Genomic DNA, 17,737 nt, shown 5'->3' with positions numbered 1-17,737 from the left:
NGATGTACGCGTTCGCGGTGTGGGACGAGCGGGCGGGGCGCCTGCTGCTCGTCCGCGACCGACTGGGGGTGAAGCCCCTGTTCTATGCCGAGATCCCCGGCGGCGTCGTCTTCGGATCCGAACCGAAGGCGCTGTTCTGTCATCCGCTGGTGCGCCCCCGGGGTCAACGCCGACGGACTGCGGGAGGCCTACAGCCTGTTGTTCAACACCGGACCGACGGTGTGGACGGGGGTTCGGGAGCTGGCGCCCGGTGCCCTGGCCACGTTCGGCCCGCACGNCCTGACCGAACGGACCTACTGGGCACTGGATGCCGCTGCGATGGCTGCCGTCTCACCCCAGGCGGCCGTCGAGCAGGTACGCGTCCATCTGGAGCGCGCCACCGCCGCCCAGCTTGNGGCGGATGTCCCACTCTGCAGCCTGCTGTCCGGCGGGTTGGACTCCACCGTTCTCACCGCGCTGCTCGCCGACGAGCTGCGCCGCCGCGAAGGGCCGCACGCCCGCATCCGTTCCTTCGCCGTCGACTACAGCGACCAGGCCGTCCAGTTCACCGGCGACGTCCTGCGGACCGGCCACGACGCCCCGTACGCCGTGGAAGCGAGCCGGTACATCGGCACCGACCACAGCACCGTCGTGCTCGACCCCCACACACTGCTCGACCCCGAGCACCGGCTGGCCGTCGTCGCCGCCCGTGACTCACCGATCGGGGTCGGCGACATGGACACCTCGCTCTACGTGCTGTTCGGGAAGATCGCCCAATCCTCGACGGTGGCCCTGTCGGGCGAAGCCGCAGACGAGGTCTTCGGTGGCTACCCGTGGTTCCACTCGCCCGCGGCGCTGTCGGCACCGACCTTTCCCTGGCTGCTGGTGACCGGCGACGAAGCGGCGATGCCGCTGCATCCAGATCTGGCGGCCACCCTGCGAATCGAGGAGTTCCGGGCGGACACCTACCGCGACGCTCTCGCCGCTGTGCCACACCTCGACGGCGAGGACCCGACCGAACACCGTCAGCGCGAGATGGCCCACCTGTCACTGACTCGCTGGCTTCGTCAGCTCCTGCACCGCAAGGACCGGCTCAGCATGGCCCAGGGCATCGAGGTGCGCGTGCCGTACTGCGACCACCGACTCGTCGAGTATGCCTTCGGCGTCCCCTGGGCGGTCGGAAGTTTCGACGGCAGGGAGAAAAGCCTCCTGCGTGCGGCCGGCGCCGGCCGCTGCCCCGAGTCGGTCCTGATCCGGGAGAAGAACCACTACCCGACCACCCACCACCCCGACTACAACCGTGGGCTGCAGGCGATGGCCCTGGATGCCCTGGACGCCCACGGCGGCCGGGTGCGTGACCTGGNCGACGTGAGTCGCCTCCGACCGCTGATCGACGGGCCGCCCGAGCGGCTGGAGTGGGGTCAGCGGCTGAGCCTCGAACGCGTTGTCGACCTCGCCCTATGGCTCGACCACCACCACCCGGAACTCACCCTCTGACACCCGGCGGACTCACCGCCGTCGAACCACTCCGTGACCATCCGGACCGCATCCCAGGAGGTCCCCATGTCACCGACCGATCCGATCCCCCTGTACGGGCCCCAGTACAAGCGCGATCCCTACCCCCTCTATCGGCGACTGCGCGCCACCGGACCCGTTCATCGGGTCCGCTTTCCCAGCGGCGTGATCGGCTGGCTGGTCACCGGCTACCGGGCAGCCCACGAAGCGCTGAACGACCACCGGCTCGGCAAGAATCACGCACTGGGTACCTCCGATGCGCTGAGCGCCCTGATCGACGAGGAGGGACTCCNTCACCTCGACCTGTTCAGCCTGCGCGACATCCTCGGGGACCTTCCCTACGACGACAAGNGGTCGTCGGTCAGCAGGCGTTATGGACCGACCTCCGAGCAGCTGCGGGCCGAGGTGCGATCCGATGAGGACACCCGCCGCCTGTACCAGGGCATAACCCGATTTCTGGTCGAGGACACCGCCGAGTTTGTGGGCAGCCGGTCGGCACTGCAGCGTGAGTGCCGCCAGCGGGCCTATGGCGTCATCGGCCGCAGTCGAGCCTGGGGGCGGCTGGTCGCCGAGCACCATCCGCGGGCGGTGCGTCTGTCGATCCATCCCCAGCGCCGCGGCACGTCCAAGTTCGGCATCCGCCTGTTGGAAAGCTCCGACGCCTGGATGACACCGTGGCACGCCACAGTTCTGCGCCGGGCGGACGGCGCCTCGGAACTGATGCGACGCGCGGACGCGCAGCGGCTCGGCCGGTTGGTGACGCGCGACGGCCGGCCGAGCCATTTCCAGGCCCACGCTGCGGTCTGACCACGCCGTCGGGACACCCTGCGGCTTCAGCACGGATTCCGTTTCTCCTCGCTCTCCCGCCCGGCCTCCTCCCGCCCGGCCGCCCGCCCGGCCTCGGTCGGGACCGAGCCGGCGGCCGGCGCTGGGCGGCGGCCATGGCAGCTCCACAGGCAGGGGCGCTGTGGGCAGACGCAGCGTGGTCGCCCGATCAGGCGTGGGCGACCGGTGAACGGGTCCGCGAGCAGGAATCCGTCGATGTCGAAGACGTCGCGGAGGACCTCGGCGCCGAGTACGACGGCCGGCGGCCCGGCGGCGACGACCCGGCCGGNACGTAGCGCCACAAGCGTGTCCGCGTAGGCGGCGGCCAGGTCGAGAAAATGCAGGGCAGCCAGAACGGTCAGATTCAGGCTGCGTACCAGCTCCAGAACATCAAGCTGGTGGAACGGATCCAGGTGATTCGTCGGCTCGTCCAACACGAGCAGCCGCGGCTGCTGGGCGAGCGCCCGAGCGAGCAGAACCCGTTGCCNCTCCCCGCCGGACAGCGTCGAAAGCCGGCGATCGGCGAACGGGCCGCAGCCGGTTCGGTCGAGCGCCTGGTCCACCACGGTCCAGTCGGATTCCTGCAACCGGTCGAACATCCCCAGGTACGGCGTACGCCCCAGGCCGACGGACTCCCGCGCGGTGAAGTCGAACCCGCCGTGCTGATCCTGGGCGAGAACCCCGACGGCCCGGGCGACCTGTCGAGCCGGCGCCCGCCACAGGTCGTCCGGGCCGAGCAGGATCGACCCCGCACGAGGCCGCAGCGCCCGGTACACGGTCTTGAGCATCGTCGACTTACCGCTCCCGTTGGGACCGACGAGAGCGACGAACGCACCGGCCTCGACAGTGAGGTCGATGCCGTTGACCGCGGGCACAGAGGTCCATCCGGCGGTCACTCCAGCGATGGACAACCTCACAGCACACCCGCCGATCCGATCGCACCACGGCGTAGCGTGATCACGAACAGGGGCACCCCGATCGCCGCGGTCAGGATGCCGACCGGCAGCTCCGTCGGCGCGAGGACGAGGCGGGCCGCCGTATCCGCCCAGACCAGGACGATGGCACCGAGCAGCGCGGCGACGGGAAGTACCCGCCGATGGTCCGCGCCCACGAGCAGCCGGGTCAGGTTCGGGATCACCATGCCGACGAAGCCGATGGCTCCCGACATCGCGACCGCCGTGCCGGTCAGCAGGGCGACGAGTACGAGCAGGAACCCTCGAGATCGGCTCGCGTCCACGCCGAGCGCGGCGGCTGCCTCATCCCCGAGTACGAGGACGTTGAGCCGGCCACCGAGGGGCAGCAGCAGGGTGGCGAGCGCACCGACGACCAGCACGACGGTCACGGTCAGGTCCCAGCGCGCCCCGGAGAAACTGCCCAGCAGCCAGAACAGGACTTGCGCCTGGGCGTCCGCGTTGCGGGTACGTAGCAGCAGAAAGGAGGTGACGCCGTCCAGCAGCTGCGCGGCGGCCACACCGACCAGTACCAGGCGGGCCGGTGCCAACACCCCGCCGGTGCGGGCCACCAGGAACACCGCGGCCCCCGCCAGCAGCGCCCCGCCGAACGCCGCGAGTGGCAGCGTCATCGTTCCGAGAGTCACTGCGCTCAGCACGGTCAGGGCGAACACCGCCGCGGCACTCGCTCCCGAGGACAGCCCGAGGATGAACGGGTCTGCCACCGGATTGCGCACCAGCGCCTGCGTGACTGTTCCGGCCAGCGCAAGACCCGCACCGACGGCTGCTGCCGTGAGCACCCGGGGGGCCCGCAGCTGCCAGACGATGATGTCCGTCGGCCCCGTGATGTGACCCGAGCCGAAAACGTGCGCCCGCAGTATCCCCACGACCTCGCCGACCGGCACCGCGACCGGGCCGAGTCCGACGGACATGACGACCGACACCGCCAGGGTGCCAGCCAGAACGGTGATCACGACGGCGGTCGGGACGGCTGCCGCCAAACCGCCGTTCCGTGACCCGTGCGGCGTCGTCGCGGTGGTTCGGGTGGCGCCGGGCGCGGCGGTGACGGTCACCGGGCCGACCGATGCAGGGCCGCGCCGACCATGGTGACGGCCTGCCCGTTCAGGGGGCTCGGGGACAGGAAGACCGTGTTGGAAACGGTGACGATCCGCCGCTCGCGGACCGCGGTGATCCGGGCTAGCTGGGGGCTGGCCAGGATGGCGCTGACCAGGTCGGCGGCCTTCGCGGACCCGGCGAAGGTGATGGCGACGATGGCTTCCGGGTCGCGGGCGACGACCTCTTCGAGGTTCACGTTGGCGCTGTCACCGGGGAGATCGGCGAAGATGTTCGCCCCACCGGCCTGGGAGACGATGCCGTTGGCCAGGCCACCGCCGCCAATCGTGCCGATCGACTGCCCCGCCGCCGGCGCCGCGGACAGCACGAGTGTGCGAACGGGGGGCCTTCCTTCGAACAGAGCACGGGCCGGGGCGATCTCCGCCCCCAGCTGGGTGATCAGCGCCTCGCCTCGCTGCTCCACACCGAAAGCACGGGCCGTGTCCCGGATGAACTGCCACGTCGGGGCCAGGTCTCGCACCCGCGTCCCGGTTGGTGCGGCGCAGGCGACGACGACCGGGATACCGGCAACGGACAGGTCCCGGGCGGTCGGTGTGCCGGGAAACCCGCCCAGTTCCAGGGTGGAGGTGCCCAGAACGAGGTCGGGTCGTTCGGCGATCACCTGCTCCCGGTTGGGCAACCGGTCGGACAGCAGCGGAATCCTGTTCAGCCGGGTCCGGTCACCGGTCGGGTACGCGGCGAAGAAGTCGTTGCCCGCCGTGGCGACCACCCGGTCGAGAAGGCCGAGTCGCAGCAGCAATCCGGCGGCGCCGCCGTCCAGGGTGACCACCCGGCGCGGCGTGCTCGGCGGTCTCACGGGAGTGGGGCAGTCCGCCGAACCACTGGCCGCGGATCCGTGGCCGCCGCCTGCGTTCCTGTCCCCCGACAGGCCACCGCCCGGGCTGGCCGCCGCAGGGGCACCGGCGGAAGCGTCGTGTGCCACGGCAGACGAGTCGGCGCAGCCCGCCGCGGAGCAGGCTACGAGCGCGATCGACGCCGCAAGCACCCGGGATCCTCGGCGCCCGAGCCGCGATCGGTGAGAGCGGACGGGTCCCTGCCTCCCGCCGTGTCCGGACCGAATCACGCGGTCGGCGCCGAGCTGACGGGTAGCTGCCCGCGGGCGGCTCGAATCCGGGGCCCCTTGGCTCGGTGCGGGCGGGGAAGAACTCGCGGAAGGCGAAAGATCCTCACCAGGCGAGAAGATGTATTTGCAGTGCGTCACAACAGTCTCCCTTGGCTGGGCAGACGTGAGCACGGCCATGGGTCGACCCCACCGGGGCCGCCCACGGCTCGCAGACGGGGTTCGGCTACCTGCGGGCACGAGGAGATACCCAACCGGTGAGTACGGCCTTCCAGAGGCCGAACGCGTGCCGCTCAGGCGCCAGCGGCGTGAAGCGGCGAGCAACGCCCATCCATCTCGACGGAGCGCGCAGGACGCCGGGGCACAGCCCGGCCGATCCGTCAGCGTCCCCGCGGTCGCCCGTCCGCTCGAGGCAGTGTCGGCAGTAGGCCGTGGGACAGGCCTCGGCAGCCGGTCAGGTTGTGCCGGGAACCGGCGGCCCTCGGCGGATGACGACATGGCGGAGCAGCACAAGGCGGCGAACCGGTCGGTTGGTTGCCGGCTTCCACGCTGCGCGGCCCGGCCTGGGCCGGCGTGTTCCATTCGGGCGTCGGCGCAGCCGCCTGACCACTCGCCGGGCCACCCGGACGACGCCGCTGGTCACCCGCCACAGGGCATGTTCCCCGATGGCGAGCCACCAGGTGAGCAGGAGGGCCGCGCCGAGGTGGGCTGCGGCCATCGCCGGTCCTCCGGGCAGCAGGTTCACGCCGGAATGCCCGACCGTCCCGCCGGGTCCNACCTCGCCGGCGAGCCCCCCGCTCCGGCTCGCGCCGTGGGTGGGCATGGCCAGGGTGAACGCGACATGCAGCCCCACCTGAACGGAGAGCATGAGCCCGGCGAGGCGTCGCCGGCACATCGGCCGGTCGGCGACGCCCCAGCAGATCCGCGCGGCCAGCGCCGCGCCTACCCCCAGAACCGGCAGCGAAGGCGGCCGAGCACAGGTTGTGAGGTGAGCGGCCGTCGCCAGTCCGACGGCCACGCCGGCCACGGTCGCGGTGCGCACCGCACGCCCGACTCGTGTCGCGGCCCAGATCACAGTCCCAGCATCCTAGCTCTTCGCGGACAGAGTCCTTACTTTCCGCAACGCTCCACGCTTATGCGTGACCGAACATGTGCTGCCTGCGGTTATTCTACGAGATGTAGAGGTGAGGTTCCATCTTCTGATGNGGTTCGCAGCCACCACAGTCCGTACGGGTGGTCGTACGTGACGCCTGCCCGGTGCCTTCCTGGGGCGAACATCCGCAATCATCGAAACGTCGTTCGGCATCGGGCACCGTAGAGCACACCGATCGCCACGGCCGGAGAAAATCTGAGCCCCTGATGTGACGGCTGCGAGACGGGCAACCCAATCCACGAGCAGCGAGGGCCGTGGTCCGTGGGTTTCGGAGGGCCGCCCCACGGACGGCTCCCGGCACGGCGGGTCGTACCCGCCGTGCCGGGCCCGGTCAGCCGACGCCGACGGTGTCGTAGTCGGCGATGCGCAGGGACATCGTCTCGGCGAGGCGGGCCATGGCGCCGTCGATGAGCTTGAGGTCGCGGATGGCGAGCTGGCCGTCGTGGACGGTGCCGGCCTGCTCCTCGCTGCGACGTTCGGCCCGGTCGAGCAGCGCCGACGAGCGGGTGTAGGTCGCGTCGCGCGGGCCGTTGAGCGCGGCGGCGATGACGTCCAGCGACTCGTGCAGGGTCGCGGTCGCCCCCTTGATCTCCCGTCGGCTGCCGAGGTCGAGCGGGCCGGCCCTGTCGACGTCGTGGACGAGGTTGCGGCTGTAGCTGCGCGACGCGGTGGCCAGGCGCATGACCTCCCCGATGCCCTCGTCGATGCCGCCGACCGCATTGCGGCGCAGGGGCTGGGCGGTCGCGACCAGGCCCTGGTAGGCGGCGTCGACGGCGCGGGCGTCGGCCCGCAGGGCGGTGTCGCCGCCGACCGGGTCGCCGAGCAGGCGGGCGCTGGCGTGCTCGACGAGGTCCGCCACCGCCTGCACGTACGCCCGCAGGGCAACCCGCAGCACTCGGCGCGTACGCAGCGGGAACACCACCATCACGACCACGATGGCGACCCCGGCGCCCAGGGCGGTCTCCTCCAGCCGCAGGCGCAGCAGCGAGTTGGAGAACTCGTCGAGCTGGACGTAGAGCTGGGAGACCATCACGGTGATCCCGACGACCATGAAGGCGTAGTTGATCCGCATCAGGTAGAAGCCGAGGAACAGCGACACGAAGATGACCGTGAGCGACAGCGCGGTGTCGTGGCCGACCGCGTGCGCGAGCACCGAGCCGATCAGGATGCCGACCAGCGTGCCGATCACCCGGGACAGCGCCTTGCGCACCTGCTCGCCGGAGTTGTTCGCCCCCATGAAGGTGATGAACGCGGCGATCACCGCCCAGTAGAACCGCCGGCCCGACAACAGGTCGCCGAGCGCGATCGCCGCCGCGACCGCGACGCCCATCTGGATGGCCGCCCGAACGTGCGGTGCGAGCCGGATGCTGCCACCGGGACGCTCGCCCCGTTCCAGCGAGGCCACGGCGCTGGGCACCGCGGACCCCGGCAGCCAGCCGCCGAACAGCATCACCGACGGCTGGAACGCGGCCGCGCCGTCCTCGGCCTTCGCCGAGCCCAGGGCGAGCCACTGGACCATCGCCTCGGTCAGCGCGAGCACCGATCCGGCGAAGCGGTGCACGACGACGACCGCGGTGCGGTCCCGGCTGCCGGCGAGGGGATCGGGGTCGTGGTCGACCGCCCGCAGCAGCTCGATCAGCGCACGGGCGTGAGCGTTGGCCGCCTCGGCGTCGCGGTCGAGGATCCCGTTCAGGGCGCCGCGGACCTCGGCGAGCTGGTCGGCGGGCAGGCCGAGGCGGGCCATGGCCTGGGCGAACCGGGCGACGTTGGTCAGGGCCAGCTCGACGTCGAACAGGCGCTGGTGCAGCAGCTGGCCCGACGAGCCGTCCGCCACCGCGGCGGGATCGCCGAGCTGGGCGTCGATCATCAGGGCGGCCTCGTTGAGCCGGACGAGCTGACGCTGCAGGCGCTGCTCCTGGCGTTCGCCGTGCTCCGGGTCCTCGAACAGCTCCAGGGCCAGCTTCGCCACCTTGCGGGCGCGGGCGGCGTAGGAACGCTGGGTCCGCTGCAGGGCCTTCGCGGGATGCGGGTAGAACAGCACGAAGCGGACGATGATCGCCACCGCCAGCCCCACCCCGAGCTCGGCGCACAGCCAGCCGAGGTCACCCAGCGACACGCCTGCCCCGAGGAAGAACCCCAGGAAGACGCCCATGAACAGCAGCATGCCGCCGATGAAGCCGCGCAGGCCGAAACGCCGGCAGTAGGTGCCGACCGCCAGGCTGAGGGCGAGGACGATCAGCGAGATCGTCCGGTGATCGGCGAGGCTGATGCCGAGCACGAGCATCGGGACCAGGGGGACCGGCAGCAGGAGCATCGTCACGAGCTGGCCCCGCGCGGTCGCGTCCATCACCCCGAAGACCGAGATCAGCCCGATCAGCGCGCCCATCATCATGGCGATGACCTGGTACTGGTGGTTGGCCGCCGCCACCGCGGCCGCCTTCGCCGCCGGCAGGTGCGCGCCGTGGGTGTCGATCTGCAGCGCGTGGGTGGCCCGGACGAACAGCCACTCGACGAGCAGGATCGCGCCGATCGTGATGACGCAGTGCAGCGCCATCCGGAACCGGTTCAGGCCGGGGTCCGAGCCGAGGAAACGGTCGACCCAGCGGGTACGGAGCTGCTCGGCCGGTCGGGCCGGCGGGCTGGCGGTGGCGACGTCGAGCCGGACCTCACCGATGCTCAATACATCCCTCCAACGGGGGTCGCGATCCTGCCCTGGTCGAGGACCGGATCGGCTGGATGAGGGCGACGGGGGAACGCCCTCGCGCCTGACGCGGNGGTGCCCGGCGAACGGCAACGGTCATCCGGACCNGCGCCCGTGCGGGCGATGGACGCGGCCAGGCCGACGGCCCCGGCGGCGATCCGCACGATCGGAACCCTGATGTGCGGCCACCCGATGTGCGGCTATTGATAAGTTAGCAATATTTCAGCTTCCGGAGTGCATTCTCCGGATGTGGGAGATGTGACAGCGGGTGAGGGAATAGGGTGATCTCCCCCCGCGCCGTTCGGGCCGGTCCTGACGGGGCTCACCGCCCGCCCACCACCCACCACGGAACGTGCGACGATCCGCNCCCCGCTCGTGGCGCCCGCCGCGCCCGGGCGAGATCAGCCCACCCCCTGTCGGTCGCCGAGAGCGACGATGATCTCGCCGGTCGCCCGCGGCGACGGCCACCGCCGGCACCCACGGGACGATAACCGGGCGCCACCATTCCCGAACCTGATTATCCGTAGACGGACTTCCCTGGGAGCCCTGATGCGCCGATTCCCCGGATCGCCGTCAGTACCGACTGAAACCACCACCAGTACGCGTGTCACCGGTACTGGTTTCACCGGTGCGGGCATCCCCGGTGCNGGTCAACGGGGAAAAGCCGGCCGGCGGCGATGTCCAACCAGCGGCCGTCCGGTTTCTCGAAGATTCTGNGATTCTGCCGTTAGCTCGACTCGTCGGTTCCGGCCAGGCCCGTGAGGTCCGCGGCGGCGACGGGTAGCCCGGCGGAGACGGGGTCGGCGGAGGGGGCGGGGGCGGGACCGGCGCGGTCGCCGAGCAGGCGGGTGCCGTCGGGGAGGTTGCCGGTGGCGGAAGCGTGGCGCAGGTACTCCCACAGGGCGCGCTGGAGCTCGAGGGCGGCGCGGGTCGGCTCGACGTCGCGGCGCCGGGCCAACCCGATCGTGCGCTGCAGCCCGGGTGCCACGAAGGGGGTCACCCGCATGCCGAGCCGGCGGGCGACCATGCTCGGGATCACGGCACTGCCGAGCCCCGCCGCGACGAAGCCGAGTACCGCGTCCATCTCCCCGCCCTCGATCGCGAAGGTCGGCTCGAAGCCGACCTCCCGGCAGGCCGTCACGGTGGCCTCGCGCAGGTCGTAGCCGCGCCGGAACATGNCCAGCGGGTGGTTGCGCAGGTCGGCGACGGTCAGCGAGCGACCCGTGACAACCGGCGGCTCGTCCAGGGAGGAGACCAGGACCAGGCTCTCCCGGATGAGCGGGGAGGTGGCCAGCGCCGGGTCGGAACTCTGCAGCGGCAGGATGATCAGGGCGAGGTCGAGGTCGCCGCCCGCGAGGTCGCGGACCAGGTCACGGGAGCCGCCCTCCTCGACCAGCAGGCGGATGCCCGGGTAGCGCTGGTGGAACAGGCGCAGCACGTCGGGCAGGAAGCCGGTGCACAGACTCGGTGTCGCGCCGAGGCGGACCGTGCCGTGGCGCAGGTCGAGCAGCTCGTTGACGCGCTGGCGAGCCGTCTCCGTGTCCGCGAGGATGCGCCGCGCCAACGGCAGCAGCGTCTCCCCCGCCGCGGTCAGGCTGATGTTGCCCCGAGCGCGGTTGAACAGTGGTGTGCCCAACTCCTGTTCGAGCGCGCGAACCTGTTGGGACAGTGAGGGTTGCGCCACATGCATCCGCTGCGCGGCCCGGGTGAAATGGCGGGTCTCCGCGACGGNGACGAAATAGGCGAGCTGGTGGAACTGCACGCCCGCCAGCGTAGACCTCGATAGCAGCCGACTATGGAGTCCAGGTTTATCATGTCTTGGACCACTCGAGGCCCCGGTTCTAGGGTGCGGGCGTGGCTGTAACAACCCCGACGCGACCGGCGCCCGCTGGACGCCCCCCGCGCCCNGCGCGATCCTCCTTCGCCCCGTTGAACTTCTGGCGTTCGACGATCGGCAAGAAGACCGTGATGGCGGTCACCGGTCTGCTGATGCTGCTGTTCCTGATCGTCCATATGCTCGGGAACCTGAAGATCTTCTTCGGCCGAACCGACTTCGACCACTACGCCCACTGGCTGCGCACGATCGGGAACCCGGTCCTGCACGAAAGCTGGTATCTGTGGATCCAGCGGTTCGTCCTGGTAGTGGCCGTCGTGCTACACGCCGTCTCGGCCTACCAGCTCAGCCGACGGGACCTGAAGGCCCGGCCGACGAAATACTCCCACCACCAGCGGGCCAGGGCCGGCTACGCCACGCACATCATGCGTTACGGCGGCATCACCCTGGCGCTGTTCATCGTTTACCACATCCTCGACTTCACCACGCTCNCCCTGAACCGCCACGGAGTCNACGGCGCCGCCTACGACAACGTCGTGTCGAGCTTCAGCGTGTGGTGGGTCACGGCCATCTACATCGCCGCCATGATCTNCCTGGGCCTCCACATCCAGCACGGCTTCTGGAGTGCCGCCCAGNCCCTCGGGTACAACCGGCCGAGCCGCGACCGCGCCTTCAAGGGTGTGGCGACGGGTCTCGCCGTGCTTCTCACGGTGGGATTCCTGATCGTTCCGGTGTCGGTCCTCGCCGGCCTCGTCGACTGACGCACGAAAGAGGCTGNCATGTCCTTCTACAAGCTCGGCGACGACATCGCCGACACCACCGCGCCGGACGTGCCGATCGAGCAGCNCTGGGACAGGCGCCGCTTCGACGCCAAGCTGGTCAACCCGGCGAACCGGCGGCGACACAGCGTGATCGTCGTCGGGACGGGCCTGGCCGGCGGGGCCGCCGGAGCGACCCTCGCCGAGCAGGGCTACCACGTCATCCAGTTCTGCTACCAGGACTCGCCGCGCCGGGCGCACTCCATCGCCGCGCAGGGTGGCATCAACGCCGCGAAGAACTACCGCAACGACGGCGACTCGGTCTACCGGCTGTTCTACGACACGGTCAAGGGCGGCGACTTCCGGTCCCGGGAGTCCAACGTCTACCGGCTCGCGCAGACGTCGACCCAGATCATCGACCAGTGCGTGGCGCAGGGTGTGCCGTTCGCCCGCGAGTACGGCGGCCTGCTCGACACCCGGTCGTTCGGCGGCGTGCAGGTCGCGCGGACCTTCTACGCCCGCGGCCAGACGGGCCAGCAGCTGCTGATCGGCGCCTACCAGGCGTTGTCGCGCCAGATCGACGCCGGCAACGTCGAGATGCACGCGCGCACCGAGATGCNCGACCTGATCGTCATCGACGGCCGCGCCCGCGGCATCGTCGCCCGTGACCTGATCACCGGCCAGATCTCGACCTACATCGCCGACGCGGTCGTGCTGGCCACCGGCGGGTACGGCAACGTGTTCTACCTGTCGACGAACGCGAAGAACTCCAACGCGAGCGCGATCTGGCGGGCCCACCGGCGTGGGGCCTACTTCGCCAACCCGTGCTACACGCAGATCCACCCGACCTGCATCCCGCGTTCCGGCGACCACCAGTCCAAGCTCACCCTGATGAGCGAGTCGCTGCGCAACGACGGCCGGATCTGGGTGCCGAAGAACCCCGGCGACACCCGTTCGCCGGACCAGATCCCCGAGGCCGACCGCGACTACTACCTCGAGCGGATCTACCCGGGCTTCGGCAACCTGGTCCCCCGCGACATCGCCTCCCGCGCGGCGAAGAACCAGTGCGACCTGGGCCGCGGGGTCGGCCCCGGCGGCCTGGGCGTCTACCTCGACTTCGCCGACGCGATCAAGCGGATGGGCGAGGCCGCCGTCCGCGAGAAGTACGGCAACCTGTTCGAGATGTACGACCGGATCACCGGCGAGGACCCGTACAAGGTCCCGATGCGGATCTACCCGGCCATCCACTACACGATGGGTGGCCTGTGGGTGGACTACGACCTGCAGAGCACCATCCCGGGCTGCTTCGTCATCGGCGAGGCGAACTTCTCCGACCACGGCGCCAACCGGCTCGGCGCGAGCGCGCTGATGCAGGGCCTGGCCGACGGCTACTTCGTCCTGCCGCCGATGCTGGGCAACTACATCGCCTCGAACACGTTCGCCAAGGTCGACGCCAGCCACCCCGAGGTGGCCGCGACGGTCGCCGAGGCGNCGGGCCGGCTGGACCGGCTGCTGTCGATCGACGGCGAGCGCACCGTCGACTCGTTCCACCGCGAGCTCGGCGAGATCCTCTGGGACGAGTGCGGGATGGCGCGCAGCGAGGACGGCCTGCGCAAGGCGCTGGGTCGGCTGCCCGAGCTGCGCGAGGAGTTCTGGCGCTCGGTGAAGGTGCCCGGCAGTGGCGCCACCATCAACCAGAGCCTGGAGCGGGCCAACCGGGTGTCGGACTTCCTCGAGCTCGGCGAGCTGCTGTGCGTCGACGCGCTGCACCGCGAGGAGTCCTGCGGCGGTCACTTCCGGGTCGAGAGCCAGACCCCGGACGGGGAGGCCCGCCGCGACGACGACCGGTTCGCCTACGCCGCCGCCTGGGAGTTCGGCGGCACCGGCGGCACCCCGATCCTGCACCGGGAGCCACTCGAGTTCGACTACGTCCACCTCGCCCAGCGCAACTACGCGTGAGAGACGGGGTCGGACAGCCATGAACCACGCGACACGAACGATCGACGCGCACACCATGACCCGCGCGCTCCCGACGAACCACGACAGCGCAGACAGCGCAAGGAGCCGACCGTGAAGCTCACCCTGCGGATCTGGCGCCAGGCCGGCCCGGCCGAACCCGGCCGCATGGTGGCCTACGAGGTGCCCGACGCGAACCCGGACATGTCCTTCCTCGAACTGCTCGACGTGCTCAACGAGCGGCTCACCCTGGAGGGCGAGGACCCGGTCACCTTCGACCACGACTGTCGCGAGGGCATCTGCGGCTCCTGNGGCGTGGTCATCAACGGCCAGGCGCACGGTCCGCGCGCCCTGACCACCACGTGCCAGCTGCATGTGCGCTCGTTCTCCGACGGCGACGTGATCGACGTCGAGCCCTGGCGCTCGGTTGCGTTCGGCGTGCTCAAGGACCTGATGGTGGACCGGTCGGGCCTCGACCGGATCATCCAGGCCGGCGGGTACATCAGCGCGCCGACGGGGAGCGCCCCCGAGGCGCACTCCACGCCGGTACCGAAGCCGATCGCGGACACCGCGTTCGACAACGCCACCTGCATCGGCTGCGGAGCCTGCGTCGCCGCCTGCCCGAACGGTTCGGCGATGCTGTTCACCTCGGCGAAGGTGACGCACCTCAACAGCCTGCCGCAGGGGGCGCCGGAGCGGGCGAGCCGCGTGCTCAACCTGGTCGAGGCGATGGACGCCGAGGGCTTCGGCGGCTGCACGAACACCGGCGAGTGCACCAACGCCTGCCCGAAGGGCATCCCGCTGGACAGCATCGCGACCCTCAACCGCGAGTACCTGCGCGCCTCCCTCGGCCGCAAGTAGCCCGCAAGGAGAAGGCCGGTCCGCGCCCCGTCGACAGCACCCCGTCGGCGGGGCGCCGCCATGCCACCGCCGCGATGCCACGCACCCTGCCCGCGCACCACCGATGAGCGCCCGAAAAATGCGGCATAGGTCGCGAACGGGACGGAACGGCAGCGGCGCCCCGACGGTCGGCGGACCATGGTGACGGTGGACAGGCAGGCGCGGGACGTTCCTGATCGGGTGGCGGTGATCGGCGGCGGGATGGTCGGGCTGTGCGTGGCCTNGTTCCTGCAGGAACGCGGGGTGCGGGTGACGGTCTTCGACCGGGACCGGCTCACCACCGGGCCGAGCTGGGCCGGCGCCGGCTCGTCGTGGGGCAACGCGGGTTGGCTCACCCCCGGCCTCGCCACGCCGCTGCCGGAGCCGGCGGTGCTGCGCTACGGGCTGAAGGTGCTGCTGCGGTCGGACTCACCGGTGTACGTGCCGCCGGTTGCCGACGCCGGGCTCGCCCGCTTCGTCGCCGGGTTCGTCCGGCACAGCACGACGGGTCGCNGGCGGCGCGCCATGCGGGCACTCGCACCGCTGACCCGGGCGGCCCTCGGCGCGTTCGACGAGCTCGCCGCGGGCGGCGTGACCGCGCCGACCCGGGCCGCCGCGCCCTTCCTCGCCGGCTACCGGGACCGTGCCGACCTCGACGCGCTGCTCGTCGAGCTCGCCGAGGTGCGCGCCGCCGGCCAGCCGGTCGACGCCGAGGTGCTCGATCCCCTCGCCGCCCGCGATCTCGAGCCGCTGCTGTCCGAGCAGGTCCGATACGTCGCCTCCGTGCACGGGCAGCGGTTCTGCGACCCGGGGCGCTTCGTCGCGGCCCTCGCCGACAGCGTGCGGGCCCGCGATGGCGTGGTCCACGAGTCGACGGCCGTCGCGGGCCTGCGGGAGGCCGGCGACCGGGTCGAGGTGCTCGGCCCGCTCCCGGCGGCGGGCGCGTTCAACGCCGCGGTCCTCGCCACCGGCGCCTGGCTACCCAGGCTGGCCCGGCCCTTCGGGGTCCGCCTGCCCGTGCAGGCCGGTCGCGGCTACAGCTTCCACGTCACGACCGAGCAGCCACCGAGCGGGCCGATCTACTTCCCGGCCTCCCGGGTGGCCTGCACACCCATCGGCGACGGCCTGCGGGTCGCCGGGATGATGGAGTTCCGCCATCCGGACGCGCCGCCGGATCCGCGGCGCACCCGCGCGGTGGTCGAGNCTACGCGCGGCCTGCTGCGCGGGGTCGACCTCGAGGCCCGCACGCACGAGTGGGTCGGACCGCGTCCCTGCACGCCGGACGGGCTGCCGCTGATCGGCCCGACCGCATCGCCGCGGGTGTTCGTCGCGGGCGGTCACGGCATGTGGGGCATCACCCTGGGCCCGGTCACCGGCCGACTTCTCGCCGACGCCGTGGTCGCCGGCACCCCCGCGGCCGATCTGGCCCCCTTCGACCCGCTGCGCTGACCCGCGGATCCCCGCCACGCTGACTGAGTGCGGCCGGGGTGGGCAGATTTCGCCCTCACCCGGCCGCACCGCCTCCGTTACCGGGCTCGATCAGGCCCCGGTACGGGGGGTGGCGCCGGCGACCCGACGACGCCGGGCCGCGACCCGCAGCAGCGCACCGCCGCCGAGCAGGGCCACNGCGATCGAGGCCATGGCTCCGGTCTCGACACCGGTGAAGGGCAGCGCGCCGCCCGCGGGTGCCGCCGCACCGACACCCACGCCCGCGCCGACCACGCCTACCCCGACGCCGGCGCCGACGAAGCACGGGCCGCCGTCACGCCTGTCGCGGTCCTTGTCGTCCTTGTCGTCGAACCAGTCGTCCTTGTCGTCGCGGCCGTCCTTGCCGCCCCAGCCGTCCTTGCCGTCCCGACCGTCCTTGTTGTCCCAGCCGTCCCGGCCGTCCCGGCCGTCCTTGTTGTCCCAGCCGTCCCGGCCGTCCCGGCCGTCCTTGTTGTCCCGACCGTCCCGGCCGTCCTTGTTGTCCCGGCCGTTCTTGCCGTCCCAGCCGTCCCAGCCGTTCTTGCCGTCCCAGCCGTTCTGGCCGCCCCAGCCGTTCTGGNCGCCCAGCTCGTCGGCCCGCGCCACCTTGTCGTTGCTGATGTTCCTGTTGCCGAACCCGTCCCTACCGAACCCGTCCCTACCGAAGCCGTTGTTGCCGAAGCCGTCCTTGCCGTCGCGGCCGTCCTTGCCGAAGCCGTCCTTGCCGTCGCGGCCGTCCCTGCCGAACCCGTCCTTGTCGCCGAAGCAGTCGTCGCGGTCGTGCCGACGCCTGCCGTGGTGGTCGAACACCCAGTCGCCGATCCAGTTGGTGATCCAGCCCGGGTTGAACGGCAGGCCCTCGATGCCGTCTTCACCGAACCCGACCACCAGCACGGACGCGCTGACGACGCGCGTCGCCAGCGCCTGCTTCGCGGGCGTCAGCGGAGCCGCCAGCCCGATGTTGATCGGGGGCAGGATCGGCTTGTCCTTACCCGGCTCGTACCCGGGTGGGAGGCCCGGACCCCCAGGACCCCCAGGACCGCCGGGACCCCCCGGACCGCCCGGTGTCTCTGGGCCCCCAGGGACACCCGGCCCGGCGGCCAGTCCTGGGGCAGCCTGGATGTCCTGATCGTCGAGCGACCCCGGACCCTCGGACACCCCCGGCGGCACCGGGCCACCCGGCGGGGGCGTCACCAGGGGCGGGGGCGTCACCAGGGACGGTCGATCGGCGATGCCCTCGCCGACCGCGGTGATGGTGTGCTGGCCGGTCCTCGGAAGGTTGACCGGCACGCTGAACGAACCCGCGCTGCCCACGGCCTGGGCCTCGTACAGGTATTCCCCGTCGAGCTCGATCTCGATCTGGGTGCCGGGGAGAAATCCGCAGCCACCGAAGGTCACGGTCTCGCCCAAAGTAACAACGGAATCGCTAAGGGTACCCGCCCCGGTCGGACCGGCGCACACGGAACCCTCAGGACCCTCGGAACCCTCAGAACCCACAGAACCCACAGGACCCACGGAACCCTCAG

General features: G+C 71.3%; 7 protein-coding genes and 17 pseudogenes. 17 read left to right on the top strand and 7 right to left on the bottom strand.

Annotation, left to right across the window (positions count from 1 at the left end; translation table 11 throughout):
- Position 1: 1 nt before the first annotated feature.
- From UK94_RS43930 to UK94_RS43925, 3 genes and pseudogenes are all read left to right on the top strand, one after another.
- Positions 2-277, top strand: a pseudogene (locus UK94_RS43930) (hypothetical protein); the annotation flags it as partial.
- Between the two features lie 118 nt (positions 278-395).
- Positions 396-1,342: pseudogene (locus UK94_RS34585) on the top strand (asparagine synthase C-terminal domain-containing protein); the annotation flags it as partial.
- A gap of 1 nt (position 1,343) precedes the next feature.
- Positions 1,344-1,476 (top strand): hypothetical protein (locus tag UK94_RS43925; RefSeq protein WP_235487017.1); only part of this gene is annotated, 133 nt, incomplete at its 5' end.
- A gap of 1,133 nt (positions 1,477-2,609) precedes the next feature.
- Here the strand turns inward: UK94_RS43925 and UK94_RS73075 are convergent.
- From UK94_RS73075 to UK94_RS43910, 7 genes and pseudogenes are all read right to left on the bottom strand, one after another.
- Positions 2,610-2,806: pseudogene (locus UK94_RS73075) on the bottom strand (ABC transporter ATP-binding protein); the annotation flags it as partial.
- 1 nt (position 2,807) lies between these two features.
- A partial coding sequence (locus UK94_RS43920) for an ABC transporter ATP-binding protein (protein ID WP_235486921.1) occupies positions 2,808-3,194 on the bottom strand: 387 nt, incomplete at its 3' end.
- Between the two features lie 38 nt (positions 3,195-3,232).
- Positions 3,233-4,270 carry an iron chelate uptake ABC transporter family permease subunit gene (locus UK94_RS07825; RefSeq protein ID WP_157734153.1) on the bottom strand — a complete coding sequence of 346 codons (1,038 nt, stop codon included), beginning with the start codon at positions 4,268-4,270 and terminating at the stop codon, positions 3,233-3,235.
- A 68-nt stretch (positions 4,271-4,338) separates the two neighbouring features.
- The gene (locus tag UK94_RS33635; protein WP_157734152.1) at positions 4,339-5,199 is read right to left on the bottom strand and encodes an ABC transporter substrate-binding protein; all 861 of its coding nucleotides are present in this window, start codon (positions 5,197-5,199) and stop codon (positions 4,339-4,341) included.
- Between the two features lie 1,748 nt (positions 5,200-6,947).
- Entirely contained in the window at positions 6,948-9,296 is a 2,349-nt protein-coding gene (locus UK94_RS07810) for an FUSC family protein (protein ID WP_041939743.1), read from the bottom strand.
- Between the two features lie 748 nt (positions 9,297-10,044).
- Positions 10,045-10,495 (bottom strand): annotated as a pseudogene (locus tag UK94_RS43915) (LysR family transcriptional regulator substrate-binding protein); the annotation flags it as partial.
- 1 nt (position 10,496) lies between these two features.
- Positions 10,497-11,048: pseudogene (locus UK94_RS43910) on the bottom strand (LysR substrate-binding domain-containing protein); the annotation flags it as partial.
- A gap of 198 nt (positions 11,049-11,246) precedes the next feature.
- Between UK94_RS43910 and UK94_RS43905 the strand changes: the two are divergent.
- From UK94_RS43905 to UK94_RS43850, 14 genes and pseudogenes are all read left to right on the top strand, one after another.
- Positions 11,247-11,642 (top strand): annotated as a pseudogene (locus UK94_RS43905) (succinate dehydrogenase); the annotation flags it as partial.
- 22 nt (positions 11,643-11,664) lie between these two features.
- A pseudogene (locus tag UK94_RS43895) lies at positions 11,665-11,742 on the top strand (succinate dehydrogenase); the annotation flags it as partial.
- Position 11,743: 1 nt separating this feature from the next.
- Positions 11,744-11,786, top strand: a pseudogene (locus tag UK94_RS43890) (hypothetical protein); the annotation flags it as partial.
- A gap of 1 nt (position 11,787) precedes the next feature.
- Positions 11,788-11,912 (top strand): annotated as a pseudogene (locus UK94_RS43885) (succinate dehydrogenase); the annotation flags it as partial.
- 18 nt (positions 11,913-11,930) lie between these two features.
- Positions 11,931-11,997 (top strand): annotated as a pseudogene (locus tag UK94_RS73070) (hypothetical protein); the annotation flags it as partial.
- Between the two features lies 1 nt (position 11,998).
- Positions 11,999-12,528, top strand: a pseudogene (locus UK94_RS43880) (FAD-binding protein); the annotation flags it as partial.
- A gap of 1 nt (position 12,529) precedes the next feature.
- Positions 12,530-13,400 (top strand): annotated as a pseudogene (locus UK94_RS43875) (FAD-binding protein); the annotation flags it as partial.
- 1 nt (position 13,401) lies between these two features.
- A pseudogene (locus UK94_RS43870) lies at positions 13,402-13,868 on the top strand (fumarate reductase/succinate dehydrogenase flavoprotein subunit); the annotation flags it as partial.
- 111 nt (positions 13,869-13,979) lie between these two features.
- A pseudogene (locus UK94_RS43865) lies at positions 13,980-14,176 on the top strand (2Fe-2S iron-sulfur cluster-binding protein); the annotation flags it as partial.
- 1 nt (position 14,177) lies between these two features.
- Positions 14,178-14,726: succinate dehydrogenase/fumarate reductase iron-sulfur subunit (locus tag UK94_RS07790; protein WP_235486920.1), on the top strand; the 549-nt coding region annotated here is incomplete at its 5' end.
- 177 nt (positions 14,727-14,903) lie between these two features.
- Positions 14,904-14,988 (top strand): annotated as a pseudogene (locus tag UK94_RS73065) (hypothetical protein); the annotation flags it as partial.
- Position 14,989: 1 nt separating this feature from the next.
- Positions 14,990-15,257, top strand: a pseudogene (locus UK94_RS43860) (amino acid dehydrogenase); the annotation flags it as partial.
- A gap of 1 nt (position 15,258) precedes the next feature.
- A pseudogene (locus UK94_RS43855) lies at positions 15,259-15,947 on the top strand (FAD-dependent oxidoreductase); the annotation flags it as partial.
- Between the two features lies 1 nt (position 15,948).
- Positions 15,949-16,193 (top strand): FAD-binding oxidoreductase (locus tag UK94_RS43850; protein ID WP_235486918.1); only part of this gene is annotated, 245 nt, incomplete at its 5' end.
- Positions 16,194-17,737: the final 1,544 nt, after the last annotated feature.

It is taken from the genome of Frankia sp. AvcI1 (genome assembly GCF_001420875.1).
GTDB classification, from domain to species: Bacteria; Actinomycetota; Actinomycetes; order Frankiales; family Frankiaceae; genus Frankia; species Frankia alni.
This window is presented reverse-complemented; position numbering and strand designations above follow the sequence as displayed.